The sequence below is a fragment of the Faecalibacterium sp. Marseille-P9590 genome (genome assembly GCF_017377665.1).
Taxonomy (GTDB): domain Bacteria; phylum Bacillota; class Clostridia; order Oscillospirales; family Ruminococcaceae; genus Faecalibacterium.
Map to the genome: position 1 here is coordinate 1 of NZ_JAFREF010000001.1, position 25,166 is coordinate 25,166.

At 58.4% G+C, this 25,166-nt stretch carries 21 protein-coding genes; 16 read left to right on the forward strand and 5 right to left on the reverse strand.

Annotated elements, in window-relative coordinates:
* The 3 genes from J3349_RS00005 to nrdR all read left to right on the forward strand — a co-directional run.
* Positions 1–935, forward strand: a 935-nt coding sequence (locus J3349_RS00005) for a PLP-dependent aminotransferase family protein (RefSeq protein ID WP_207675895.1), incomplete at its 5' end; no start/stop codon positions are given.
* 156 nt (positions 936–1,091) lie between these two features.
* On the forward strand, positions 1,092–3,425 hold the full coding sequence (secF, locus tag J3349_RS00010; RefSeq protein ID WP_207675896.1) for a protein translocase subunit SecF: 2,334 nt from the start codon (positions 1,092–1,094) through the stop codon (positions 3,423–3,425).
* Between the two features lie 46 nt (positions 3,426–3,471).
* The gene (nrdR, locus tag J3349_RS00015) at positions 3,472–3,933 is read left to right on the forward strand and encodes a transcriptional regulator NrdR (RefSeq protein WP_149793336.1); all 462 of its coding nucleotides are present in this window, start codon (positions 3,472–3,474) and stop codon (positions 3,931–3,933) included.
* A gap of 408 nt (positions 3,934–4,341) precedes the next feature.
* On the opposite strand, the gene J3349_RS00020 is transcribed toward nrdR, so the two are convergent.
* On the reverse strand, positions 4,342–4,710 hold the full coding sequence (locus J3349_RS00020) for a DUF4363 family protein (RefSeq protein WP_158394472.1): 369 nt from the start codon (positions 4,708–4,710) through the stop codon (positions 4,342–4,344).
* 10 nt (positions 4,711–4,720) lie between these two features.
* The gene (locus J3349_RS00025; protein WP_158394473.1) at positions 4,721–5,413 is read right to left on the reverse strand and encodes a DUF421 domain-containing protein; all 693 of its coding nucleotides are present in this window, start codon (positions 5,411–5,413) and stop codon (positions 4,721–4,723) included.
* A gap of 72 nt (positions 5,414–5,485) precedes the next feature.
* On the opposite strand from J3349_RS00025, the gene J3349_RS00030 reads away from it, so the two are divergent.
* From J3349_RS00030 to J3349_RS00040, 3 genes are read left to right on the forward strand one after another with little or no spacing between them, the layout of a single operon-like run.
* Complete coding sequence (locus tag J3349_RS00030) at positions 5,486–6,931, forward strand: spore germination protein (RefSeq protein ID WP_207675897.1); 1,446 nt, start codon at positions 5,486–5,488, stop codon at positions 6,929–6,931.
* Positions 6,932–7,774, forward strand: coding sequence for a hypothetical protein (locus J3349_RS00035; RefSeq protein ID WP_207675898.1), 843 nt, complete (start codon positions 6,932–6,934; stop codon positions 7,772–7,774). It abuts the gene before it with no gap.
* The gene (locus J3349_RS00040) at positions 7,771–8,745 is read left to right on the forward strand and encodes a hypothetical protein (protein WP_207675899.1); all 975 of its coding nucleotides are present in this window, start codon (positions 7,771–7,773) and stop codon (positions 8,743–8,745) included. The genes J3349_RS00035 and J3349_RS00040 overlap by 4 nt, the downstream gene beginning before the upstream one ends.
* On the opposite strand, the gene J3349_RS00045 is transcribed toward J3349_RS00040, so the two are convergent.
* The 3 genes from J3349_RS00045 to J3349_RS00055 are packed head-to-tail and all read right to left on the reverse strand — an operon-like array spanning position 8,742 to position 12,570.
* The gene (locus J3349_RS00045) at positions 8,742–10,091 is read right to left on the reverse strand and encodes an ATP-binding protein (protein ID WP_207675900.1); all 1,350 of its coding nucleotides are present in this window, start codon (positions 10,089–10,091) and stop codon (positions 8,742–8,744) included. The genes J3349_RS00040 and J3349_RS00045 overlap by 4 nt on opposite strands.
* Complete coding sequence (locus J3349_RS00050; RefSeq protein WP_149793343.1) at positions 10,088–10,777, reverse strand: response regulator transcription factor; 690 nt, start codon at positions 10,775–10,777, stop codon at positions 10,088–10,090. The genes J3349_RS00045 and J3349_RS00050 overlap by 4 nt, the downstream gene beginning before the upstream one ends.
* A complete protein-coding gene (locus J3349_RS00055) occupies positions 10,774–12,570 on the reverse strand; it encodes a Na/Pi cotransporter family protein (protein ID WP_158400666.1) in 1,797 nt (598 codons plus the stop codon). The genes J3349_RS00050 and J3349_RS00055 overlap by 4 nt, the downstream gene beginning before the upstream one ends.
* Positions 12,571–12,939: 369 nt before the next feature.
* Between J3349_RS00055 and hprK the strand changes: the two genes are divergently transcribed.
* From hprK to spoIIIAC, 10 genes are all read left to right on the forward strand, one after another.
* A complete protein-coding gene (hprK, locus tag J3349_RS00060; RefSeq protein ID WP_158394480.1) occupies positions 12,940–13,875 on the forward strand; it encodes an HPr(Ser) kinase/phosphatase in 936 nt (311 codons plus the stop codon).
* Positions 13,876–13,900: 25 nt separating this feature from the next.
* Complete coding sequence (murB, locus tag J3349_RS00065; RefSeq protein ID WP_207675901.1) at positions 13,901–14,839, forward strand: UDP-N-acetylmuramate dehydrogenase; 939 nt, start codon at positions 13,901–13,903, stop codon at positions 14,837–14,839.
* Between the two features lie 18 nt (positions 14,840–14,857).
* Positions 14,858–15,721 (forward strand): RNase adapter RapZ, encoded by an 864-nt coding sequence (gene rapZ / locus J3349_RS00070; RefSeq protein ID WP_158394482.1) that lies wholly within the window; start codon positions 14,858–14,860, stop codon positions 15,719–15,721.
* A gap of 15 nt (positions 15,722–15,736) precedes the next feature.
* Positions 15,737–16,678 (forward strand): DNA-binding protein WhiA, encoded by a 942-nt coding sequence (gene whiA, locus J3349_RS00075; RefSeq protein ID WP_207675902.1) that lies wholly within the window; start codon positions 15,737–15,739, stop codon positions 16,676–16,678.
* Positions 16,675–20,187, forward strand: coding sequence for a DNA polymerase III subunit alpha (locus J3349_RS00080; RefSeq protein WP_207675903.1), 3,513 nt, complete (start codon positions 16,675–16,677; stop codon positions 20,185–20,187). The genes whiA and J3349_RS00080 overlap by 4 nt, the downstream gene beginning before the upstream one ends.
* Positions 20,188–20,364: 177 nt before the next feature.
* The gene (gene pfkA, locus J3349_RS00085) at positions 20,365–21,339 is read left to right on the forward strand and encodes a 6-phosphofructokinase (RefSeq protein ID WP_015564104.1); all 975 of its coding nucleotides are present in this window, start codon (positions 20,365–20,367) and stop codon (positions 21,337–21,339) included.
* A 153-nt stretch (positions 21,340–21,492) separates the two neighbouring features.
* The gene (gene ligA, locus J3349_RS00090; RefSeq protein ID WP_207675904.1) at positions 21,493–23,487 is read left to right on the forward strand and encodes an NAD-dependent DNA ligase LigA; all 1,995 of its coding nucleotides are present in this window, start codon (positions 21,493–21,495) and stop codon (positions 23,485–23,487) included.
* 130 nt (positions 23,488–23,617) lie between these two features.
* On the forward strand, positions 23,618–24,499 hold the full coding sequence (locus tag J3349_RS00095; protein WP_207675905.1) for an ATPase, T2SS/T4P/T4SS family: 882 nt from the start codon (positions 23,618–23,620) through the stop codon (positions 24,497–24,499).
* Entirely contained in the window at positions 24,496–24,948 is a 453-nt protein-coding gene (locus tag J3349_RS00100) for a hypothetical protein (protein WP_207675906.1), read from the forward strand. Before J3349_RS00095 ends, J3349_RS00100 begins: the two co-directional genes overlap by 4 nt.
* 21 nt (positions 24,949–24,969) lie before the next feature.
* A complete protein-coding gene (gene spoIIIAC, locus J3349_RS00105; RefSeq protein ID WP_015564106.1) occupies positions 24,970–25,164 on the forward strand; it encodes a stage III sporulation protein AC in 195 nt (64 codons plus the stop codon).
* Positions 25,165–25,166 lie beyond the last annotated feature (2 nt).

Consider the following 25,166-nt stretch of genomic DNA (forward strand, 5'->3'; position numbering starts at 1 on the left):
CCGAGTCTCCCTGTCCCTGGTCTCAGGTAGAGAAGCGCAAGTTCCTCTGCCCGGTACCCGGCTATGACCGCCACTTCGCCATCACCGAGGAGTTCGGTTTTGAGCTCATCAGCGTTCCCATGACCCCGACCGGCCCTGATATGGACGTTGTTGAGAAGCTGGTAGCTGAGGATGATACCATCAAGGGCATCTGGTGTGTGCCTCAGTATTCCAACCCCGACGGCTACACCTACAGCGACGAGACCATCGACCGCTTCGCCAAGATGAAGACTGCTGCTCCCGACTTCAAAATTTTCTGGGATGAGGCTTACATCGTCCACCACCTGACGGACGAGATCATCGAGACTCCTGTCCTGCTGAACGAGTGCAAGAAGTACGGCACTGAGGACCGCGTCTTCATGTTCACCTCTACCAGCAAGATCACCTTCCCGGGCGCAGGCGTTTCTGCGCTGGCCTGCAGCGAAGCTATGATGAAGTACATCTGCAAGCGCTTCTCGGTCATGATCATCAGCTATGATAAGATGAACCAGCTGCGCCATGTCCGCTTCCTCAAGAACAAGGAAGGCGTTCTGGCCCACATGGCAAAGCACCGCCGCCGTCTGGTACCCTGCTTTGATGCCGTCAAGACGGCCTTCAACGAGGAGCTGACTCCCTGCGGAGACATCGCCCACTGGACGAACCCCAAGGGCGGCTACTTCATCAGCCTCTACGTCATGCCCGGCTGCGCCAAGCGTGTGGCCCAGCTGTGCAAGGACTGCGGCCTGACCCTCACCGGCGCAGGTTCCGCTTACCCCTATCACAAGGACCCGGACGATGCCCATCTGCGCATCGCGCCCACTTATCCCAGCCTGGACGAAGTGGAGACTGCGTCCGACCTGCTCTGTGTCTGCGTCCGTCTGGCCGCAGTCGAGAAGCTGCTGGCTGAGAACGCCTGATTCATCGCACAAGATCCCCGCTGTGCTGCCGTTCTGACGGCGCAGCGGGGATTTGGAAGTTGTTTTCATAGCCAGAGTGCGCCAAAAGGCAGTTCAGGCGGTGTGCAATGGTTATGAAAACAGCTTCTTATTATATTTGGAGGTTTCCCGATTCATATGAAAACTAAAGGCAAAGCATGGCAACTTGTCCTCACTGTGCTTTTGATCGCGGCGTTCGTCTATACGGCATTCTTTGGCGTCGCAGTCAAGTACGGTGATGTGACCACCACCTACATCAAGGGCGCGAAAGACATCCGCTTCGGTGTGGACATCAAGGGAGGCGTCAACGTCACCTTCGTCCCCTCTGACGGCTACGACGCCACCGACGACCAGCTCGAGGCAGCTCAGCTGGTCATCGAGAACCGTCTGGTCGCCCTCAACGTGACCGACTATGAGCTGTATGTGGACAATAACTCCGACAGCCTCATCCTCGAGTTCCCGTGGCAGTCGGGCGAGACGGAGTTCGACCCCGAAGCCGCCATTGAGGAGATCGGCACCACCGCCTATCTGACCTTCCGCGAGGGGAGCAGTGCAGACGGTGAGCTCGTCCTCGATGGCTCGATGGTGGAGAGCGCAGCTGCCCAGTATGGCCCCGTCAACGGCAGCAGCTCCGAGTACTATGTGGCGCTCAAGTTTACCGATGAGGGCGCCAAGGCATTCGGCGACGCGACCACCCGCCTGTATCAGACGGGCGGCACCATCAGCATCTGGCTGGATGACGAGAATGTCAGCACCGCCAGCGTCAACGCCGCCATCACCGACGGCTCTGCCATCATCACCAGTTCTGCGTCGAACCCCTTCACGCAGGAGGACGTCGTCAAGATGGCCCGCCAGATCAACTCCGGCTCTCTGCCCTTTGCGCTGACGGTGGACAGCTACTCCACCATCAGCCCGAGTCTGGGCGAGAACAGCCTGAGCGCCATGGTGCTGGCCGGCGTCATCGCCTTCGCCCTCATCGTGGTTCTGATGACGGCTCTGTACCGTCTGCCCGGCTTTCTGGCCTGCATCGCTCTGGCTGGTCAGGTGGCGGCTACGCTGGCCTTCGTCTCCGGTTACTTTCCGGTGTTTGAGAGCTTCACCCTGACCCTGCCCGGCATCGCCGGCATCATCCTTGCCATCGGCATGGGCGTTGACGCCAATGTTATCACTGCCGAGCGCATCAAGGAAGAGCTGCGCAGCGGCAAGAGCCTCGACGGCGCCCTCAAGAGCGGCTTCGCCCGCGGCCTGACTCCCATCATCGACGGCAACGTGACCATCGTCATCGTCGCCATCGTGCTGATGGGTGCCTTCGGCCCATCTGACGGCTTCTTCGCCAAGGCTCTGCACTTCGTCTTTTTCGCCTTTGGCCCCTCGACCGCAGGCACCATCTACGCCTTCGGTTACACGCTGCTCACCGGCGTGCTGCTCAACTTCGTGTTCGGTATCTTCGCTACCCGTACCATGATCCGGGGCGCTGCCGCTATCAAGGCTCTGCGTGACCCCCGCCTCTACGGTGCCGATGCTCCCGGCAAGACCCCGGCAGAGAAGAAGCAGGTCAACTTCGTTGGCCTGCGCAAGCGCTTCCTGACCTTCTCCGCCTGTCTGATGGCAGCTATCGTCCTCTGCGCTGTGGTGCTGGGCGTCCATCTGGACACCGAGTTCACCGGCGGTGCGATGATCACTCTGAGCTACGAGAACAGCTTTGAGATGTCTGCCGTCCAGAAGACCGCCTCCGAAGCGCTGGGCAGCAACGGCCTGACCCTGCAGACCGGCGAGAACGTCGCGACAGGGGAGCAGACTCTGAAAATTTCGATGCCCGGCACCGAGACTGTCACCACCGACGAAGTGCAGACCCTGCTGGACTCCCTGAATGAGAGCTACCCGGATAACTCCTTTGCACAGCTCTCTCTGAGCAATGTCAGCGCCGCAATGGGTACCAAATTCCTCCAGAAGAGTCTGGTGGCCGTGGTGTTCGCACTGGTCCTCATCCTTGCCTACATCGCCTACCGCTTCAAGAATATCGGCGGCCTCACCGGCGGCATGATGGCTGTTCTGGCCCTGCTCAATGACCTGATGGTGGTGTTCGGCACCTTCGTGCTGCTGCGCGCCCCGCTGGACGGCAACTTCATCGCCGCCATGCTCACCATCCTCGGCTACTCCATCAACGATACCGTCGTCGTCTACGACCGTATCCGTGAGAACCGCGGCCTGCTGGGCAAGAAGGCCAGCTTCGAAGAGCTGGTCAACCATTCCGTCAACCAGTCTGCCCGCCGCACGATCATCACCACCGTCACCACGGTGATGGCTCTGGGTGTGATGTGCATCGTCTCCAAGCTGTACGGTCTGGACAGCATCTTCACCTTTGCCTTCCCCCTGATGATGGGTATGCTCAGCGGCGTGTATACTTCGCTGTGTATCTCCACTTCCGCATGGGTGGCTTGGAGCGAGCGCAAGGGCGCAAAGAAAAACTGAGCTTCTATCCTGACGCAAATCTGTCCTGAATCTAGGAGGAACGACCATGAAATGCCCCTATTGTGGCGCTGAGGAATCCAAAGTCATCGACTCCCGCCCTACCGAAGACAGCGAGCGCATCCGCCGCCGCCGGGAGTGCCTGAACTGCCATATGCGGTTCACGACCTACGAGGTCGTGGAAACGGTGCCGCTCATCGTCATCAAAAAGGATAACTCCCGTGAGCCGTTCGACCGGCAGAAGCTGCTCAACGCGATGCTTCGGGCCTGCGCCAAGCGTCCGGTGAGCTACGAGTCTCTGGAACGCGCCGTCAGCAGCATCGAACAGACCCTGATGAGCACCTATGACCGCGAGGTGACGAGTGTGCGCATCGGTGAGCTGACCATGCAGGAACTGAAGAAAATCGACGAGGTGGCCTATGTCCGCTTTGCCTCGGTCTATCAGCAGTTCGCGGACGTCGAGAGCTTCTTCAATGAGCTGAAAAAGCTGATGGGCGACCGTAAGAAATAAAGTGTAAAAAGCACGAGCACCCCATTCTCTGCCGCAGGGCAGGGGATGGGGTGATTTTTTGTGCCTTCATGCCTGGCGGGCTTCATCGATGTGGCATGGCCGAACAGCGTGAAACAACTGTTGTGGATGGTCCTTTGCCAGCTTGGAGGCATGTGCTTTTTATCGTGGCAGGAGGCAAACGAGGGGGCATGATTTCGCGCTATATAAAAAATCATATAGTCTGGAACCACCGATGTAAATTTGCACAAGGCAAAATTATTACACTATAAAATATCGGTGATAAAGCAAAAAACACGAAATAGCTATAAATAAAATCCTTCTTATAAGACTGGTTTCGGACTAGAACAGAATGAATGCATTTCGAATAATATAGATTACACGAAATATAATCACGTTTGAACGATTTAATTATACAAGCCTCCGCGACAGCCATTCCAGGGTCTCCACCTGAACCTGCGCCCGGCGCAGTTCACCAAATGCTTCCTCGGGGGCGCTCAGTTCGAGATGTCCGTCCGCGGCGCGAAGGGCGGCTTCCAGTTCCGTGAAGTCCTGTGTGCGGAGCAGGTGATTCATCCCTTCCCGCATTTTGTCGCAGAGTTCAGCACCCTCGGCCAGTGCCTGCCGCGCGGAAGGGAGGTCCTCGTCCCGGATAGCCTCCATGGCGTCGTCGATGTCGTCCGAAATATCCTCTGCAAACTTCTGCACCCGCCAACTGCTGTAAAAGGCCACACCCAGCAGCACTGCCACGATGCACAGACACGCATAAATTCGCTTCATCCCACACCTCTCACCGGGAGCTGCCCTTGCGGCGGCTCTCTTTTTTCAGCAGAAAATAGTCTTCCGTCTCGTTGCCCACTAAAAGCAGGATTTCTTCCGGCAGCAGGGTGTTGGCCTGCGCCGTCCGTTCGAGCCAGTCCTGGTCTTTGCCGCACCAGTGCAGATTTTCTTCGAGCACCTGTCCGTCCAGCACGAAAGGGATGGTCGCATGGCTGTGCTCCACTTTCAGCTGTAAGTCGGCGAGGGTAGCGGTCTCTTTTTCGGGGCGCAGTGCCGCCGAAAGACTGCCATTCGTCTCCACTACGGCGTAGGAGACGTCCCGGGGATCGAAGATGTTTTTGCCACGCAGCGCTTCCATCAAATCAGCAGTCGTCAGCCGGAGAGTGCGCAGAGCGTTCTGGTCGATTTGTCCGTCTAAGATGACCGTCTTGGGGCGGCCCGACATCAGGTTGAAAAATTTCTGGCTGCGGAAGCTCAGCGCCGACCCCAGCAGCTCCAAAGCCGCGATGAGGAAGAGGGGAATGAGGCTGGCCGTCACCGGCACTTCTTCTGACTCGATGGAGATGGACGCCAGATTTGAGATGAGGATAGTAGATACCAGCTCTTCGGGCTGCAGTTCGCCCAGCTGACGCTTGCCCATCAGCCGCATGGCGAACAGAACGCAGAGATAGATGAGCAAAGTACGGAAAATCAGAAGCTTCACGAGAAGGCCCTCCTTGTGGGTTGAATAAGCGCCGCCGGCGAGGGAATACTGGCAGGCAAAGGGGGATACCGTATGCTGCAGCTTTCCTCGTCGCTGGAAAAAAATCTGGCGGCGCTTAACGCTAGGTTTGGCGCTTCGGCGGATTTTTATGCCAAGCGCATTGAGCTTTATCACTGCCCGGGGGCCATCGTCCTTTTCGACAATATGGCCAGCCTCGAGTCACTCTGGTCGCTTTTACTGGACGCCGCTACCCGGCATACGCCCAGCCTCGAGCCGGAGCGGATGCCTCACAGCGGTACGCAGGTGTATGAGCTTCTGATGCATCACTCCGGTCTGCCCGCCGAGGACGGCCCGGTCAAGGACATGGACGACCTCATCCGCCGCATGACCGCCGGCATGGCCGTGCTTCTGCTGGACGGGTGCAAAAAGGGGCTTGTCTTCTCAGTTCAGGGGCTGAAATCGCGCTCGGTGGAAGAGCCCTCCGGGGAAGGAAACCTCCGTGGTTCCCGGGAGGGCTTTGCCGACCTGCTGCGGGTCAACCTGAGTTTACTGCGCCGCCTCATCCGTACCGACACCCTTGTAATGGAGACCGCACAGGCCGACTGTGCCATGAAGACCGAATATGCCATCTGCTACTGCAAAGACAAGGCCAGCAAGACGGCGGTGGCGCGGGTGCGCCGGACGCTCCAGGAGGCAAAGCCGGAGGTTCTGCTGGATTCCAGCTACTTTGTACCGTGGCTTTTCCCCGCCAGATGGCGGCTGTTCGCCCCGGTGAGCTATACCGAGCGCCCGGCTTCCGCCGCCGCAAAGCTCTGTGAGGGGAAAATCATCATCCTTGTCAACGGCAGCCCCTCGGCGCTGGTGCTGCCGTCCCTTTTCTGCGAGAACTTCGACTGCCTCGACGACTACGCCACCACGGCAGTTTTTTCGTCGTTCCTGCGTGTCCTGAAATATGGCTCATTTTATCTCAGCATCTTTCTGCCGGGTGTTTTTGTCTGTCTGGCGGTCTATCTGCCCGAGCTCATCCCACCGCAGTTATTATTCAAAATCGCGGCGGCAGAAAAGGCGACGCCTCTGCCGCTCTTTGCCGAGATGCTGCTGGTCATCATCTTGTTGGAGATCATCCGGGAGGCCGGGCTTCGGATGCCCCAGACGCTGGGCCACTCGGTGAGCCTTGTGGCAGCGCTCATCATCGGTGACGCCGCCATCGGGGCCGGATTGCTGAGCACGCCGGTCATCCTCGTAGCCAGCATCACAGCCATCTCAGTTTTTGTGACGCCATCGCTGTACGAACCGGCCACATTGCTGCGATTGGGCGTTACGCTGGCCGCCGGCCTGGCCGGGCCGGTAGGTCTGGTGTGTGCGGCCTTGGGCGTGTTGGCCGCACTGACGTCCATCTCCGCGATGGGTGTACCCTATCTTTCGGGCGCAGTCTTTTCGGGTGACGGCGTCGTCCGCCGCAACTATCGGGCGCTGTCCCGCCGCCCATTCACCATCTGGCAAAGGAGGGGTTCCTGAATGCAGCAAAAACAGACATTCTCGGCCCAGACGCTGACACTCAGCGTCGCGGCGGCAGAGCTGGGTCGCGCCATCTTCGGGGCAGGGCAGACCGGCTCCGTCCGCGCCGTCCTGCTGAGCAATGTGCTGGCGGCAGCGGCCTTCGTACTCCTTGCCGCGCTCGTCTCTGCCAACGCCTCCCGTCTGAACCGCCCGGGCTTTGCAGGAAAGTGCATCTGTGCCGTCTTTCTGCTCTGGTATCTCTTCGAACTTGTCCGGACGGCTGCAATGCTCCAACAAGCCTGCTGGGAACAGTTTGCGTCTATGGCCTTCATCGGTCTGCTGCCGTTCTTTCTCTGGGCAGGGTGGAGCCTCGGCTGTGAGCTGTACGACCGGATGGCCTCCGTCCTCGGGTGGCTCGTAGTGCTGGGCATCGTGTTCTGTGTGCTGGGGCTGGCCGGACAGCTGCAATGGCAGGTGCTCGTGACAGGTGAGACGGCACATTCGTTTGTTCTTCCGGATGCCACTTTTTACCCGGAATATTTCTCCTTTCCGCTTCTCTGTATGAGTAAAAATAATGCGAAAATCAGTAAAAAGACTATCGTATGGCTTCCAATCATCGCTGCCGTCATTTCGTCAGGTTATGCGCTGGGGCTGGCCCTTCTTTTCGGCGCACCGCAGGCTTACCCGGGCTATGAGCTGCTGCGGGCGTGGAGCTTCGGCGGCATCTCCCGCTTTGATGCCGCGTTCCTGCTCCTCTGGCTGGCTGCGGCGATCTTTCGCTTCGGCTTTATCGTCCGTGCCGTCCGGCTGCTCTGTGAGCGCCTTACCGAAGGGCCTGTGAATGCGGAGGCTGCACGATGACCCGCCGGGGCTGGCTGCGGCTGATGGCCGCAGGCGTCCTCGTCGTCTGGCTCTGCCTCTTTTTGCATTGGGACAACACCGAAAAAAGCATGATACGCGCCCTTCTCGTCGAGACGAACGGTGACAGCTGGACGGTGGGCCTGCTGTACCAGTTCCCGGAAGCTTCCGCCGATTCCTCCGAGGCCAAAGCCGCTATCCGCCTCTGTATTGGCCGAGGCCCCGAGCTTTCTTCTGCCATTTCTGCCGCTGAGGAAGCCCTGCCCCAGCGGGCGGACTGGCGGCTCTGCGAATATCTTCTGGCCGGGCAGGATTCCGTACAGCGAACGCTGTCTGCCTGTGAAGAACTGTTTCTCCATCGACCCTACGGGCGGCTGGCGTCCCGTGTGTTTGGGAGAAGTTTTTCGGTAGAGATACTGAAAGAGCGGGCCGATGAAACAGACGTCCTGCCTGAAAATCTCCTGCAATGCATCAAAAACGCTGCCCCGGCCGCGCCCCGGCTCTATCAGCAGAGCAGCGGCTTCATCCTGCCTGTCGTGGAGCTGGAAGACGAGAATGCACATTACAGGCCCGAAGCCCTCGTTGTTACCCCTGAACAGACCGGCCAGCTGACCGAGTCCCAGACGGAAATGGCGCTCTTATTGCAGGGCAAAAGCTGGACGGATACAGGGGAGCATCGCTTTGCGCTGGAAGCCGGGCCGCTTCGCCTGCGCCGGACTTTCTGCGGCGTGGAGCGGGAAGGGGAGCGCTTTCTTCTCCGGGTGAACGCGCTCTCACGCAATAATGCCCTGCCCGCAGACGCCGAAGCAGAACTGGAAGCCCTCTGTGCGGACACCGTCCGCCGCTGCTGGACGCTGGGGCTGGACATTTCCGGACTCGGTGCGCATCAGGCACTGCGTGACGGTCACTTTGCGCTCACAACAAAAAACGTCTGCCCGGAAATTCGGGCAGACGTGAAGCTCATGAAATTTTAAGAAGCCGTTTCGAAGATCACGGTGATGGTGGTACCCTCGTCCACAACGCTGTCCAGCTTGATGCGGGCGTTGTGGATGCGGGCGATGTGTTTGACGATAGCCAGACCCAGACCGGTGCCGCCAGTGGCTTTGCTGCGGCTCTTGTCCACTCGGTAGAAGCGCTCGAACACGCTGGTCTGCGCCTCTTTCGGGATACCGATGCCGTTGTCCTTCACGGTCAGGGTGCAGTGACCGTCCCGGGTGCAGGCCGTGATGATCTGGACTTTTCCGCCAGGGCGGTTGTAGCGGATGGCGTTGTCGCAGAGGTTCTGGCACAGCTCATCCAGCAGGACGCGGCTGCCTGTCACAGGGGCGCTTTCGCCGAGGTAGGTCAGGGAGATATAGGAGTGCCTGGCGTTGACCTTCTGGCGCTCCACGCACTCGCGGGCCACATCCAACAGATCGACCGTTTCCATTGCAGGCGCAGCACCCGTCTCGCTCACATTGTCGAGGTGGGAGAGCTGCAGAATATCGTTGACCAGCTGGATCATCCGGCTGGCCTCTACATGGATCTTGCGGGCAAAACCCGGCGTATCCTCGGGTTTTGCAATGCCGGTCTCGATGAGCTCTGCATAACCGGAGATGCTGGTCAGAGGCGTTTTTAGCTCGTGACTGACATTGGCCGTGAACTCCTGCCGCATTTTCTCGTTATTTTCCCGCAGCATCCGGTCGGAGTGGATACTCTCGGCAAAGGGGATAAGCTCCTTGTAGGGGACATTCTCCTGGATGTGGTCGAGGTCATCGGTCATCTTGAGCACAGGCTGGACAAGGCTCTTGGTCAGCAGTCCGGCAATGATAGCGGCTGCGCCCATCATCAGGAAACAGCTCAGCACGATGGCAGGCAGAGCGGCGTCATAAATCGACCAGATAGTCTCAGAGTCCTGCGCCACCCGGAGGATGTCTCCGTTCGTCAGCAGCATGGCATAATAATAAGTCTCATAGCCCAGAGTCTGGGAGTCGCGGCAGTCGCGGCCCACACCGCTCTTCATGGCCTGCTGTATCTCGGGGCGGCTCAGATGGTTCTCCATCGGCTGGTTGGTGGCCGACTCAAAAAGCACACTGCCGTCCGAGGCGATGAGAGTGATGCGCAGCGAGCCGTCCACATAAGTTTCCAGCTGGCTGGGGGCGTCCACCTGCGCACAGCCGGCAGCCACAAGGTCGGCTTCCCGCTCAAGGGCTGTCCAAGCCTGCTCCCGGAACGCCTTGTGGAACACAAAGATGCAGAGTGCAGCGGTACACACCAGCCCCGCAAATCCCATCAGAAATAGCAGATAGCTTATTTTTTCTTCCATGCTGCGTGGTTTCATTGCTCGAGCTCCTCCTCGCTGTCCGTCAGCTTGTAGCCCACTTTCCGTACTGTGCAGATGTACTTTCCGGCGTCGCCCAGCTTTTTGCGCAGGGTGCGGATGTGCATATCCACGGTCCGGCTCTCCACCGAGATGTCAGTACCCCACACCACCTGCAAAATAGTCTCGCGGGTGACGACAAGGTTGGTGTTTTCCAGCAGCAGGCGGAGCAGGCTGTATTCTTTGTAAGTCAGCTCCACCGGTGCGCCGCTGACAGTGACGCTGTGGCGGGCATTGTCCAGCAGGATCTCCCGGAAGCTGTAGACGTTGGGCCGTGCCTCGGGCTCTGCCCGGCGGAGGGCTGCCCGCACCCGGCTCAGGAACTCCATGATGCCAAAGGGCTTGGTAATGTAGTCGTCTGCGCCGCAGTCGAGGCCGCGCACGGTGTCCAGCTCGCTGGACTTGGCTGTTATCATGATGATGGGCAGACGCCGCAGGGAAGGGGCGGCGCGGAGCTTTTTCAGGATGGAGAAGCCGTCCTCACCGGGGAGCATCACGTCCAGGATGACCAGTTCCGGCGGCGTAGTGTGGACGGCCTGCCAGAAGGGTTCTGAGGACTCGAAGCCCACGGCCTCGTAGCCGTTGGACTGCAATGCATACTGTTCTAATTCACGGATGGCTGAATCGTCTTCTACGATATAGATCATGCCTGTTTGTCCTCCGTTTCGGTGACGTTTTCGTCGGGGAAGAGATAGCGCTCACGGTAGCGGTTCAGACGGCGCTGGAACTGCTCGCTCTCCTTGGTGGAGGCATGGCCGCTGCGCAGATCGTTGAGGTAGGCGTGGGTGTCGAAGCTGTCCTGTGCCACCTCGATCTGGGCAACTGCCACGTTGCTGCAGTGGTCGCAGACGCGCTCGTAGTTGGTCAGCAGGTCTTCCAGCACGAAGCCATACTCGATGGAACAGCTGCCGGCCTGCAGGCGGGCGACGTGCCGTGCCTTGATGGCACGCACCAGCTCGTCCACGACGGTCTCCAGAGGTTCGACCTTGCTTGCCAGATGCAGGTCATCCTTGCGGAAGGCGTCAGTGGTGCGGTTCAGCACGTCCTGCACGGCGTCCTCAAGCACCTGCAGCTCTTCGCGGGCGTCGGTGGAGAAGTTGATCTCCTTGGTGTGCATCTCCTGTGCGGATTCCAGAAGGTTCACGGAGTGGTCGCTGATGCGCTCGAAATCGCTGATGGTGTGGAGCAGAGTATTCACACTCTGGCTGTCCGCATGGTTCAGCTCACGGCTGGACAGCTTGACCAGATAGGTGCCAAGAGCATCTTCGTACTGGTCAACTTTGCTCTCCTCATCCCGGACTTTCTGGGCCAGCGTATCATCCCAGGTGTGGGTCAGGCTCATGGCCTGCATGACGCCCACACGGGCCAGCTCGGCCATGTCAGCTGTAGCAGAGTGGGCGCGGGCCACGGCCACAGCCGGGGTGTTCAGCAGACGCTCATCCAGCAGAGCAAAGCTCTCTTTTTCGGCGTCGTCGGGGATGGTAAGGATGGCCAGCTTTTCCAGACCATTTGCGAAGGGGAGAAGGATGAGGGTGGCTGCGATGTTGAAGGCGGAGTGGACCACAGCAATGCCCCAGGCGGCGATGGTCTCGTTCACAAAATCAAAGTGGACCACGGCGTTCAGACCGTAGAAACCGGCCAGAAAGACCGTGACTCCGATGATGTTGAAGTAGAGGTGAACCATGGCGGCACGGCGGGCATTCTTATTTGCGCCCACAGAAGAAATCAGCGCGGTGACACAGGTGCCGATATTCTGACCCATGATGATGGGGATAGCGCTGCCGTAGGTGATGACGCCGGTAGCGCTCAGCGCCTGCAGGATGCCAACGCTGGCGCTGGAACTCTGGATGATGCCGGTGACCAGTGCGCCCACCAGAACGCCGAGGATGGGATTGGAGAAACGGACGAAGAGGTTGGTGAACCATGCCTCACCCTGCAGGGGCTCGACGGCATTGGACATGGTAGTCATGCCGGTCATCAGGATGGCAAAGCCAATGAGGATAGTGCCGATGCCCTTTTTCTTCTCATTCTTGCCCATATAGAGCAGGATGCCGATGAAGGCGAGTATGGGGCTGAAAGAGGTGGGCTTGAGCATCTGGATCCAGATGCTGTCGCCCTGCAGGCCGGAAAGGCTCAGCAGCCAGCTGGTGACAGTGGTACCCACATTGCTGCCCATAATGATGCCGATGGCCTGATGCAGCTCCATGATGCCGCTGTTGACGAAGCCGACCACCATGACGGTGGTAGCACTGGAACTCTGGATGATGGCGGTCACGCACAGACCGAGGAAGAAGCCCTTGAGGGGGTTATCCGTCAGTTTGCTCAGGATCTTCTGCAGATGGCCGCCGGCCTGTTTCTCAAGGGCTTTGCCCATGATGTCCATGCCGAACAGGAACAGAGCCAGACCGCCCAGCAGAGAAAAGACATTGAATAGAGTCATGTTTTACTCCTCACTTGTTGAAGCTTGCGTTTATACATCGACAGCGGCCGTAGAGGACCCGTGCAGGATCACGTCTTAATTTTTTACACGACCTGCACTGGATTTCACCGGTCCTATCCCTGATTATGAGTATACGAGCAGAATGTAAAATCGGAAACCGGCGAAATGTAAAACTCATGTAAAGTAAACTCTATCCCTGCCTCCTATTATATGGTTTTGGCCCCCGGATGCAAGCGCTGGCGCAAAACCAGAAAAGATTCCTGAAAGAATTGTTGTTTTTGCCGCCCGTCTCGATTATAATATAAAGAAGGATAAACTGTGCTGCCTTTTGGTATGGCAGAGCACAGAGGATGCAGGAGGAAAAAACGAATGGGGAATTTCGCCGTTTCGCTCAAGCGGCTGGTCGAGAAGGTCAGCCTCGAGGTTATCTATACGCCCTGCGATTTGGATAAGATCAGCGTCGAGATCGCAGAGGTCAACCGTCCCGGTCTGTTTCTGGCCGGTTACTATGATTATTTCGATAAGCTGCGCTTACAGATCATGGGCCTTGCGGAGATGAACTTTCTGGCCGGTCTTACGGCGGAAAAGCGCCGTGAGCGCCTTGACCAGCTGTTCCGCCAGCAGCCTCCGGCCGTCATCCTCTGCCGCAACGAGGAATTGGAACCCTTCCCGGAGATGCAGGAGCTTGCAAAGCAGCACGGGGTAGCCCTGCTGCGCTCCAACGAGACGACCTGCACCATGATGGGCAGCCTCATCAGCGTGCTGAACCTTGAACTGGCTCCCCGAATCACCCGCCACGGCGTGCTGGTGGAAGTTTACGGTGAAGGCATCCTCATTCTCGGCGACAGCGGCATCGGCAAGAGCGAGCTGGCCATCGAGCTGGTCAAGCGCGGTCACCGCCTCGTCGCCGACGATGCCGTGGAGCTGCGCAAGGTCTCCAACCGTCAGATCATGGGTACTGCGCCGGAAAACATCCGCCACTTCATTGAGCTGCGCGGCATCGGCATTGTCAACGTGGCCCGCGTGTTCGGTGTGGGCGCGGTCAAGGTGAGTGAAAGCCTCGACCTCGTCGTCCAGCTGGAAGCATGGGACCCCACCAAAAACTATCAGCGCACCGGCTTGGAAAGCGAGTATTATGACATTCTGGGCGTCAACATCCCCAGCACCATCATCCCCGTTTCGCCCGGACGCAACCTCGCAGTCGTGCTGGAAACGGCGGCTATCAATAACCGCCAGAAGAAGATGGGTTATAACGCCGCCAAGGAGCTGCTCATCCGTCTGGGCCTGAACGACACGATGGACTGATTTTCTACCGATAGAGGGAGAACGAATGGAACGATTGAAACAGGCTTTGTCCGCTGCGGGCATTGCATACAAAGAAAATGAGCCGCTCAGCGCACACTGCACTTTCCGCATCGGCGGCCCGGCAGATGTCTTTATCCTGCCGGAAAATGAGGCGCAGCTCTGCGCCGCCATCAAGCTGGCGAAGGAAGCGAATATCAAATATTATCTACTGGGCAACGGCAGCAACATCCTGTTTGAGGATGCAGGCTACCGGGGAGCTGTCATCAATGTATCGGCCATGAAGAGCGCAATCGGTATTCTTGAAAACATCTGTTTCCCGGGCAAAGATCCGGCCCTGACTTACGATGCTGTCGTTGTCGGTGCAGACAAGATGCTCTCGTCGCTCTGCATGACGGCGCTGGAAAACAGCCTCACCGGTCTTGAGTTCGCCTACGGCATCCCGGGTACGGTGGGCGGTGCTGTCTACATGAACGCCGGAGCTTACGGCGGCGAGATGAAGGACGTGCTGGTCTCCGTGCGGTATCTGACCGCAGAAGGGGAGACCGTTGAGATACCGGCAGAACAGCTCGACCTCAGATACCGCCACAGCATTTTCGAAGAAAACGGCGGCTGCATCCTCGCGGCAAAGTTCCACCTTGCAAGAGGCAATGCCGCCGACATCCGCGCCAGGATGAACGACCTGATGGCCCGTCGCAAAGACAAACAGCCTCTCGACAAGCCCAGCGCCGGCAGCACCTTCAAGCGGCCGGTGGGCGCATTTGCGGCAGCCCTCATCGACCAGTGCGGTCTGCGGGGCTACCGCCATGGCGGCGCAGCCGTCAGTGACAAGCACTGCGGCTTTGTGGTCAATCTGGGTGGAGCGACCTGTGCAGATGTGCTGGCTCTGTGCGATGAGGTGCGTGCCATCGTGAAAGAAAAGACCGGCTACGACCTCGAAAAAGAAATTCGTGTGGTGGAAGCATAAAAGAAAGAGGCGTGCAAAATGAATCTTCTCATCGTCAGCGGCCTTTCCGGTGCAGGCAAATCTGTCGCCATGAATGCACTGGAAGACATCGGCTTTTTCTGCATTGATAACATCCCGGCGGCACTGCTGCCCAGCATCACGGCGTTTTCGAAAGCGGGTGACAACCAGCTCAAGCGGGTGGCTCTCTGTATGGACATCCGCGGCTGCCGCACGCCGGAAGAAATCGAAGAAGCTCTTTCTCAGTTGGACGCGCAGAGGATAGAATATGAGATCTTGTTCCTTGATGCCCCGGACGATGTGCTGATGCGCCGCTACAGTGAGACGCGCCGCCGCCATCCGATGAGCATTTCCGACGGCCTTTCCACCCGGGAAGCCTTCCGCAGGGAGCGCGAGATCTTGCAGCCCCTCAAAGACCGGGCAGATTATACCATCAATACCGGCCTGCTCTCCACCTCGCAGAACAAAGAGCGCATCTGCGACCTGTTCAACCAGAACGGCGGCGCGAAGAGCGCCATGCGTCTGACAGTCATGTCCTTCGGCTTCAAGTTCGGCATCCCACCGGAGGCGGATCTTGTTTTGGATGTCCGCTGTCTGCCCAACCCTTTTTATGTCCCGGAACTGAAGCATAAAACAGGTCTTGATGAAGAGGTCGTCGATTTTGTCATGAGCCACCCGGAGGCGCAGGAGCTTTTGAAGCGCTATGAATCGTTTCTGGAATATGCTCTTCCGCTCTACGTCAAGGAAGGCAAAAGCCAGCTCACCATCGCAGTGGGCTGCACCGGCGGCAAGCATCGCTCCATCACATTTGCGCGGAAAATCGCGGAATACTGCGAAAAGCTTGGCTACAAGCCCGGCATCCAGCACCGCGATTCTGTCCGTTGAAAGGATAAACATATCATGAGTTTTGCATCCCAGGCAAGGGAGGAGATCGCCCGGCGCAGTCTGCAGAAGGACTGCTGCGTCCGCGCTGCTGCCTATGGAATTGCCTGCTTCGCCAAGTACTTCGACGCCAGCGGGCTGGTGCTGCAGACGGAACAGGAGCTGACGACGCAGGTGGCTTCCCAGCTGTTTGCGCGCTGCGGCGTACAGGGCGACATCATCGAGAAGCAGCGTCCCAGCGGGGTGGTCTATGAATTCAGCATCCGCGCACCGGAGCAGGTGGCGCGGATGCACGAGCTTTTCGGCACCACTGGCACCGAGACGAGCCTGCAGATAGACCCCAGACTGATTCGCTGCCAGACGTGCGTCAGCGCGTACATCGGGGCAGCTTTTTTGTGCAGCGGCACGGTCACTGACCCGCAAAAGGAGTATAACATCGAGTTTCTCACCAGCCGCACGAACCTTGCGCGCGACTTCGAAGCCCTGCTGGCGGAGCACGAGTTTGCACCCCACCGCACCCGCCGCAACGGCGTGAACCTTGTTTACGTCAAGAGCTGCGACAACGTGGAGCGCATCCTTTCCTTTATGGGAGCGGCGGAGGCATCGGCCCAGCTCAGCGCTCAGAAGGCTGTCAAGCAGATGCGCAACCAAATCAACCGCCACACAAACTGCGATACCGCAAACCTGGGCAAGACGGCCCGTGCCAACGCCCAGACTCTCAAAGCCATCCGCTTTCTGGAAGAGCAGGGAGCGCTGAAAACGCTGCCCGAGGCGCTGCAGCAGGCAGCAGCCCGGCGACTGGAATATCCTGATTTATCGCTGGCGGCGCTCTGCGGATGCTTTGACCCGCCCATGAGCAAATCGGGCCTTTCTCACCGGATGAAAAAGCTGGAAGCGCTGGCCGACGCCCTGCGTCAGCGGCTCGAAGAACACACTGAAACAGAGGAGGAAGGAGCATGAGCGATGTGACCGAAGGGAACCGTCAGGGGAGAGACTTCGTTCATCTCCACATCCATACCGAATACAGCCTGCTGGACGGTGCCTGCCGTATCGACCAGCTTATGGACCGCGTCAAGGAGTGTGGTCAGAGCGCCATCGCCATCACGGACCACGGCGTCATGTACGGCTGTGTCCAGTTCTATAAGGCCGCAAAAAAGGCAGGCATCAAGCCTATCATCGGCTGTGAGGTCTATGTGGCCACCCGTACCCGCTTCGATAAAGTCAACAAAATCGACGGCAACAACCATCTTATCCTGCTCTGCAAGAATGAGACAGGCTATAAGAACCTCATCAAGATGGTGTCCGCTGCCTTCGTGGAGGGCTTTTATTCCAAGCCTCGTGTAGATAAGCAGCTTCTTGAACAGTATCATGAGGGGCTTATCTGCCTGTCTGCCTGCCTCGCAGGCGAGATCCCGCAAGCCATTCTGGCGGGAGACTACGAGAGGGCAAAGTCCACGGCTCTGTGGTATCAGGAGCTGTTCGGCAAGGGCAATTACTACATCGAACTGCAGGACCACGGCCTCGAAGAGGATACTATCGTCCTGCCCCAGCTCATCAAACTGGCGCGGGAGACCGGCATCCCGATGGCAGCCACCAACGACTCCCACTATCTGCGGAAGGATGACGCCAAGATGCAGAGCATCCTGCTCTGCATCCAGACCGGCAAGACCATTCAGGATGCCGACCGGATGGAGTTCCAGACCGACGAATTTTACGTCAAAACGACGGATGAAATGTATGATTTGTTCGCAATGGTGCCGGAAGCCTGTGCCAACACCCAGAAAATTGCGGACCAGTGCAATTTTGACTTCGACTTTGGACACACCAAAATTCCATATTACAAAGCCCCGAACGGGATGGACAATCAGGAGTTTTTCGAGAAACTCTGCTGGGACGGCCTCGAGCGCCGCTACGGCTCGGACGTCCCACAGTCCAATAAGGACCGCCTGACCTATGAGATCGGCGTGGTCAAGTCGATGGGCTATACCAACTACTACCTCATTGTCTGGGATTATATCAACTACGCCAAGAGTCAGGGCATTCCGGTAGGCCCGGGCCGTGGCTCAGGCGCGGGCAGCATCGCGGCTTACTGTGTAGGCATCACCGACATCGACCCCATCCGCTACAACCTCATCTTCGAGCGATTCCTGAACCCCGAGCGCGTCAGTATGCCCGATTTTGACGTCGATTTCTGCTATGAGCGCCGTCAGGAGGTCATCGACTACGTCAACCGGAAGTACGGCGCAGACCATGTGGCCCAGATCGTCACCTTTGGCACCATGGCCGCCCGCAACGCCATCCGCGATGTGGGCCGTGTGATGGGTATGCCCTACCAGAGCGTGGATGTGGTGGCAAAGCAGGTGCCGATGGAGCTGAAAATGACGCTGAAACGCGCCTTGGAGGTCTCACCGGAGCTCAAGCGGATGTACGACAGCGACCCGCAGGTCACAGAACTCATCGACACTGCGCTAAAAGTTGAAGGTATGCCCCGCCACGCCTCCACCCATGCGGCCGGCGTCGTCATTACCCCGGAACCGACAGACTATTATCTGCCCCTGGCCACCAACGACGGCCTGCCTGTCACCCAGTTCAATATGACCGAGATCGAAGAGCTGGGCCTGCTGAAAATGGACTTCCTCGGCCTGCGTACCCTGACGGTCATCCGGGACGCGGAGGCGGCCATCCAAAAAAAAGACCCGTCCTTCTCCATCCGAAAGCTGGATTATGACGATGCAGCGACTTATAAGATGCTGGGTCAGGGTGAAACGGAGGGCGTGTTCCAGCTCGAATCCTCGGGTATGAAACAGGTCCTCGTGGGTCTGCAGCCGCAGAACCTTGAAGACGTCATCGCTCTTATCAGTCTCTACCGCCCCGGCCCGATGGATTCCATCCCGACCTACCTGCGCAACCGCCACGAGCCGGATAAAATCAGCTATAAGACCCCTCAGCTGGCCCACATCCTCGACGTCACCAACGGCTGCATCGTCTACCAGGAACAGGTCATGCAGATATTCCGTGAGCTGGCCGGTTTCTCGTTCGGACAGGCAGATAACGTCCGCCGTGCCATGAGTAAAAAGAAGCACGCGGTGATGGAGGCAGAACGCGAGCATTTTGTCCATGGCTGCACCGAGCCGGGCCACGAATGCCCGGGCTGTGTCGCCAATGGCATCTCCGAGGAAGTCGCCAACGAAATTTACGATGAAATGTCAAGTTTTGCGTCCTACGCCTTCAATAAAAGCCATGCGGCCTGCTACGCTTACGTCGCATTCCAGACGGCTTATCTCAAGTGTCATTACCCCAGCGAGTTTATGGCCGCATTGCTCACCAGTGTGCTTGACAATACCGACAAAGTCATCGAATATTCGGGCGAGTGCGCCCGCCTGGGCATCAAGGTGCTTCCGCCGGACGTCAATATCTCGAACGGCGGCTTCACGGCGGACAACGGCAAGATTCGTTTCGGCCTGAATGCGGTCAAGAATGTGGGCCGCAACCTCATCGAGCGAGTCGTGGAAGAGAGAAAAGAGAAGCCTTATTCGAGCCTCTATGATTTCTGTAAGCGGATGCACGGCACTGAGCTGAACCGCCGGGCTGTGGAATGTCTTATCAAGGCGGGTGCCTTCGACAGTATGGGCGTCAACCGCCACAGCCTTGTAGAAGCTGTGGACGGCATCATCAAGAGCGTGGAGAGCGACTCCCGCCGCAATCTTGAGGGACAGCTGGACCTGTTCTCGGTGATGAGCGGCGAATCTCAGACCGCCGACACCGACAGCTACGAGATAAAGCCCTTCCCGGAGTACAGCCACACCGAACTGCTCCAGCAGGAGAAAGAGGTCAGCGGCCTCTATCTGTCCGGCCACCCGCTGGACGCCTATCGGGAACAGTCGGCACACTTTGCGTCCAACAGCATCAAGGAGCTCACCTGCGAGGACGCTCACAAGCTGGACGGCAATCATGTCCGTATCGTGTGTACCATCGTCAAAAACCGGATGATGACCACCAAATCCAACACGATGATGGCCTTCACCAGCGTGGAGGACCTGACCGGTACGATGGAGGTCATCGTCTTCCCACGGGTGCTGGATACTTTCCGCGATGCGCTCAAGGAGAATGCCGTCGTGGTCATCGAGGGACGCCTCTCCGTGCGTGAAGATGAGCCTTCCAAGCTGATGGCTGAGAGCATCTCGCCCATCGAGGGCTACGACCCCAAGCACCCGCAGACCAACCGCCCCAACCTCATGCGGGATGCCGCCCAGCGGCTCTATGTCCGCCTGCCGTCCCGCAGCTGCCCCGAGTATGCAAAGGTCATCAATCTCCTTGAGATATTCGACGGCGATATGCCCGTCATTTTCTATCTCGAGGATGTCAAGCAGAAGCTCGCCGCGCCCCGGAGACTCTATGCTTCGGGCCATCCACTGTTGTTTCAGGAGCTGAAACGTCTGCTTGGTGAACGCAATGTTGCAACAAAATGACATTTCTGTGCATCAATCATTATGCCCGCGCTGTTTTCAAATGATTAACTTTGTGATATACTTGTCTAAGGCAAGCCATAGCAAATATGTTGCATCGAGTCGGGCCGCATCTGTGGAAGAAGGGGATGCGCGCACCCCGAGTGGTATGTGAAGAAACAAATTGGAGGGAATCTCTCTATGGAAAAGCAAATCAAGACGATCGGTGTTCTCACCAGCGGCGGCGACGCCCCTGGCATGAACGCAGCTGTCCGTGCCGTGGTCCGTACCGGCCTGCACAAGGGCTTCCGCATGATCGGCATCCAGCGCGGCTATAACGGTCTGCTGAACGGCGAGTGCTTCGAAATGAACCTGCGCAGTGTCTCGAACATCATCTCTGCCGGCGGCACCATCCTTTACACCGCACGCTGCCTTGAGTTCAAGACCAAAGAGGGCCAGGATAAAGGCGCAGCCAAGTGCCGTGAGCTGGGCATCGACGCGCTGGTGGTCATTGGCGGCGACGGTTCTTACCGCGGCGCCCGTGAGCTGGCACACCGCGGCATCCCGATGATCGGCCTGCCCGGCACCATCGACAACGATATTGCCTGCACCGACTACACCATCGGTTACGATACCGCTATGAACACCGCTCTGGAGATGATCGACAAGCTGCGCGACACCACCCAGAGCCATGACCGCTGCAGCGTCGTCGAGGTCATGGGCCGCAACGCTGGTTACATTGCCCTGAACGTCGCCATCGCCTCCGGCGCTATGGCCGTGCTGCTGCCCGAGAAGGAATTCGATATGCAGCGCGACATCCTCGATAAGATCGTCGAGACCCAGCGCACCGGCAAGCGTCACTTCATCGTCATCGTCGCAGAGGGCATCGGCCACTCTCAGGAGATCGCCAACGAGATCCAGGCCCGCACCGGTATCGACACCCGTGCCACCATTCTGGGCCACGTCCAGCGCGGCGGCTCTCCCACGCTGCGTGACCGTGTGAACGCTTCTGCTATGGGTTACCACGCCGTCTGCCTGCTCGAGCAGGGCAAGTATAACCGCATCGTCGGCATGAAGGGTGAGGAGCTGGTGGATTACCCCGTAGATGAGGCCCTCGAGATGACCAAGAGCATCGACCCGGTCCTCGTGGACGTGTGCAATACGATCTCGATTTGATTTTTTTGAACATACGACGGAGCTGTGTTTTCCATGACATCGGAAAGTGCAGCTCCGCTTTTTATATTTACGCAACCCGAAGTTTTGTGGTATACTATCGCAAGAGAATCAAGACGCGGCGCTCTGTCCCGCGTCAGGCAGGAGAGTGGAACTGTGGAACTGGAACAAGCCAAGAAGCGCGTAGAGGAACTGCGTGCTGTTATCGAGAAGAATAACCGCCTTTATTACGACCAGGACGCCCCCGAACTCGAGGACTTTGAATACGACGCCCTGACGCGGGAATTGAAGGGGCTGGAAGCGCAGTACCCAGAGCTGGTCACTCCGGCTTCGCCCACCCAGCATGTCGGCGGCACCCCCAGTGGGCGTTTCGCAAAAGTGACACATGCTGTCAAGATGGAAAGTTTGCTGGATGCATTTTCCTACGATGAACTGCGTGATTTCGACCGCAGAGTGCGTGACGCGGGTATCGAGCCGGAGTATGTAGTTGAAATCAAGATCGACGGTCTTTCTTGCAGCCTTGAGTACGAGAACGGTGAACTGGTCCGTGCTTCTACCCGCGGCGACGGTGTCGTAGGCGAGGACGTCACCGCCAATGTCCGGGCTATCAAAAAGATACCGAAAAAGCTGAAAAATGCCCCTGAGTTTCTCGAGGTGCGCGGCGAGGTTTATATGCCCCATGAGGCGTTCCAGCACCTCTGCGCCGAGCAGGAATTGCAGGGCGCGGCACCCTTCAAGAATCCCCGCAACGCCGCTGCCGGTTCGCTGCGCCAGAAGGACGCCAAGATCACCGGGAGCCGCGGCCTTTCGATTTTTGTTTTCAACGTCCAGCAGGTGCATGGCAAGGAGCTGACTACCCACGCGGAAAGCCTCGATTACCTCAAAAGTCTCGGCCTGCCGGTCTCGCCCCGCTACCACATCGTCCACGACATTGAGGACGCGATCAAGGAAATCGAGCAGATCGGGCAGAACCGCTCAAAGCTCGATTTCGACATGGATGGTGCGGTCATCAAGATCAATCACTTCGCCCAGCGCGACCTGATGGGCTCTACCAACAAGTTCCCCCGCTGGGCCATCGCGTTCAAGTATCCGCCCGAAGTCAAGGAGACGACCTTGCGCAACATCGAGGTCGCTGTGGGCCGCACAGGCGTATTGACCCCGACCGCCTGCTTCGACCCGGTCTTCCTCGCCGGTACGACGGTGGCCCGCGCGACCCTCCACAACGAGGATTTCATCCGCCAGTTCGGCCTCTGCATCGGCGATACCATTCAGGTGCGAAAAGCCGGCGACATCATCCCGGAGGTCATCGGCGTCGTCCATCACCCGGAGAACGCAGAGCCTTACCGGATGCCGACAGTCTGTCCGTCCTGCGGCGCACCGGTCGTCCATCTCGAAGACGAAGCCGCCCTGCGCTGTGTCAACCCGGAATGTCCGGCCCAGTCTCTGCGCAACATCATCCATTTTGCCTCCCGCGATGCGATGGACATCGACGGCTTGGGAACTGCCGTAGCGACACAGCTGGTGGAAAAGGACCTCGTCCACTCGGCGGCAGACCTTTATGATTTGACGCTCGAGCAGCTGCTGACACTGGAAAAGTTCAAGGAGAAGAGCGCAACGAATCTTCTCCACGCCATCGAAAATTCCAAGCAGAACAATCTTGACAAGCTGCTGTTCGGCTTCGGCATCCGCAACATCGGCGACAAGGCCGCTGCATTGCTGGCTGAGTACTTCGGCACACTGGAAGCCATCCGGGAGGCAGATATTGAAAAAATCAGCGAGATCGACGGTTTCGGAGGCGTGATGGGCCAGAGCGTGGTAGAGTTCTTCGCCAAGGACGGCACCACAGACCTTATCCATCGTCTGGCTGACGCCGGGGTGAACATGACCTGGAAGGGCGAACCGAAGGGCGACAAGCTGGCGGGAATGACGCTGGTCGTCACCGGCACCCTCGAGACGCTCTCCCGCAATGAGGCAGAGGCTCTCATCGTCAAAAACGGCGGCAAAGCCAGCGGCTCAGTCTCCAAAAAGACGGCTTACGTTGTGGCTGGCACAGCAGCAGGCTCCAAACTGACCAAGGCACAGGCCCTCGGCGTACCTGTGCTGACGGAGGAAGAATTCCTTGCCATGCTGCGGGATGAACCGGAAGCTTAAATAGAATAGACTCAAAAGGCTCATGCAGTGGGTGTCCCCGCTGTGTGGGCCTTTTTTACGTTCTAAAAACTCTGCCGCCGCATACAGTAGGAGCAAGAAGCCAAAATGACGAGACCGAAGGAGAAACAAGATGGACGAGTATTACCGCGCTGTTCGGGCTTTGCCCGCATGGCTGGCACGGCCTTTGAGCGCCCTGCCGCCGGGCATTGCAGAACAGGTACATGAGATACGCCTCCGGGTCGGCTGTGGAGTACAGTTGACCATTGGCGGAAAGCCCTGCTGCCCGGCGGAGCTGCCTGCTTTGCAGAAGCTCCGGCTGACGCCCTTGCAGATGGAAGAGATATTCGTCACCCTCTGCGGCGGGTCGGTACACAGCCACGAGACAGAAATTGCGGTGGGCTATGTCACGCTCAGCTGTGGGTGCCGCGCCGGGCTGGCCGGACAGTTTTACTGCGCACCGGGGCAGAGCGCCGTCTTGCAGGAGCTGCGCTCGGTGAATGTCCGCGTTGCCCGGAACCGGGAATTTCCTCTGCCACAGAAACTCCGGGATATTCTACAGCAGCGATTTATCGGGATGCTCCTGATGGGGGAACCCGACAGCGGCAAAACGACCCTTCTGCGAGGTGTCGCCCGGGAACTTGCAAAACAGAATAGGGCCGTGGCCGTCATCGACGAGCGGAGAGAGATATTCCCCTCGGAGGAAAGCGCGGCGCTTCCGCTCGACATCCTCAGCGGCATACCCAAGGGACAGGCGGTGCAGATGGCTCTGCGTACCCTCTCGCCGCAGGTCATCTTGTTGGACGAGCTGGGCGGGATGGACGAGCTTTATGCGCTGGAGCAGGGGCTTTTCAGCGGGGTGGAATTTATCGCGACACTTCATGCCGCCAGCTGGGAAGAGGCTGCCCGCCGCCCGCAGGTGCAGTATCTGCAAAAGTGCGGTGCGCTCCATGTGGCAGTGCTTCTGAAAGGCCGCACTGCGCCGGGGCAGCTGAAAGAGGTGCGTGTTTCGTGAAAACGCTTCGAGTCGTCTGTGCGCTGTTCTGGCTGGGCTGCGGCTGGTGCGCAGGGGATGCGGCCAGCCAGAATACGCGGCGGCATCTGGCGGCGCTGGAAAAGACGCTTTTGCTTTTGCAGCGCGTCCGGCAGGAGATCAGCTATCGTCACACGGACCTCACCTTGCTTTTCCGCAGACTAAAACAGGAGGGGCTTGTCACGGGCGAAAGCTTCCGGGGCCTTTGTCCGCTGCCCGGTCTGACGCGCCCGGAACGCGACTGTTTCATCGAGTGCTTCTCGAGCCTTGGCCGGATGGAGGCAGAGCAGGAGTGTCAGCAGCTGGCATTTTATCAAGAGCGGTTCACGCTGTTTTTGCAGCAGGCGCAGGAACACGCCCGCCCGCAGCTGGAATTGAGTCACAAGCTGGGATTTGCTGTCGGACTGGCGGCGGCCATCCTCTGCCTCTGATGAAAGATAGGGGGAATGTGTATGGACATCGACCTGATTTTCAAGATCGCGGCCATCGGCATCATCGTGGCGGTACTCAACCAGCTGCTCATCCGCTCAGGCCGGGAAGACCAGGCCATGATGACCACACTGGCGGGGCTGGTGGTGGTGCTGTCCATCCTGGTCAAGCAGATCAGCGTGCTTTTTGTCACCATCAAGTCCCTCTTTGCGCTATGAGC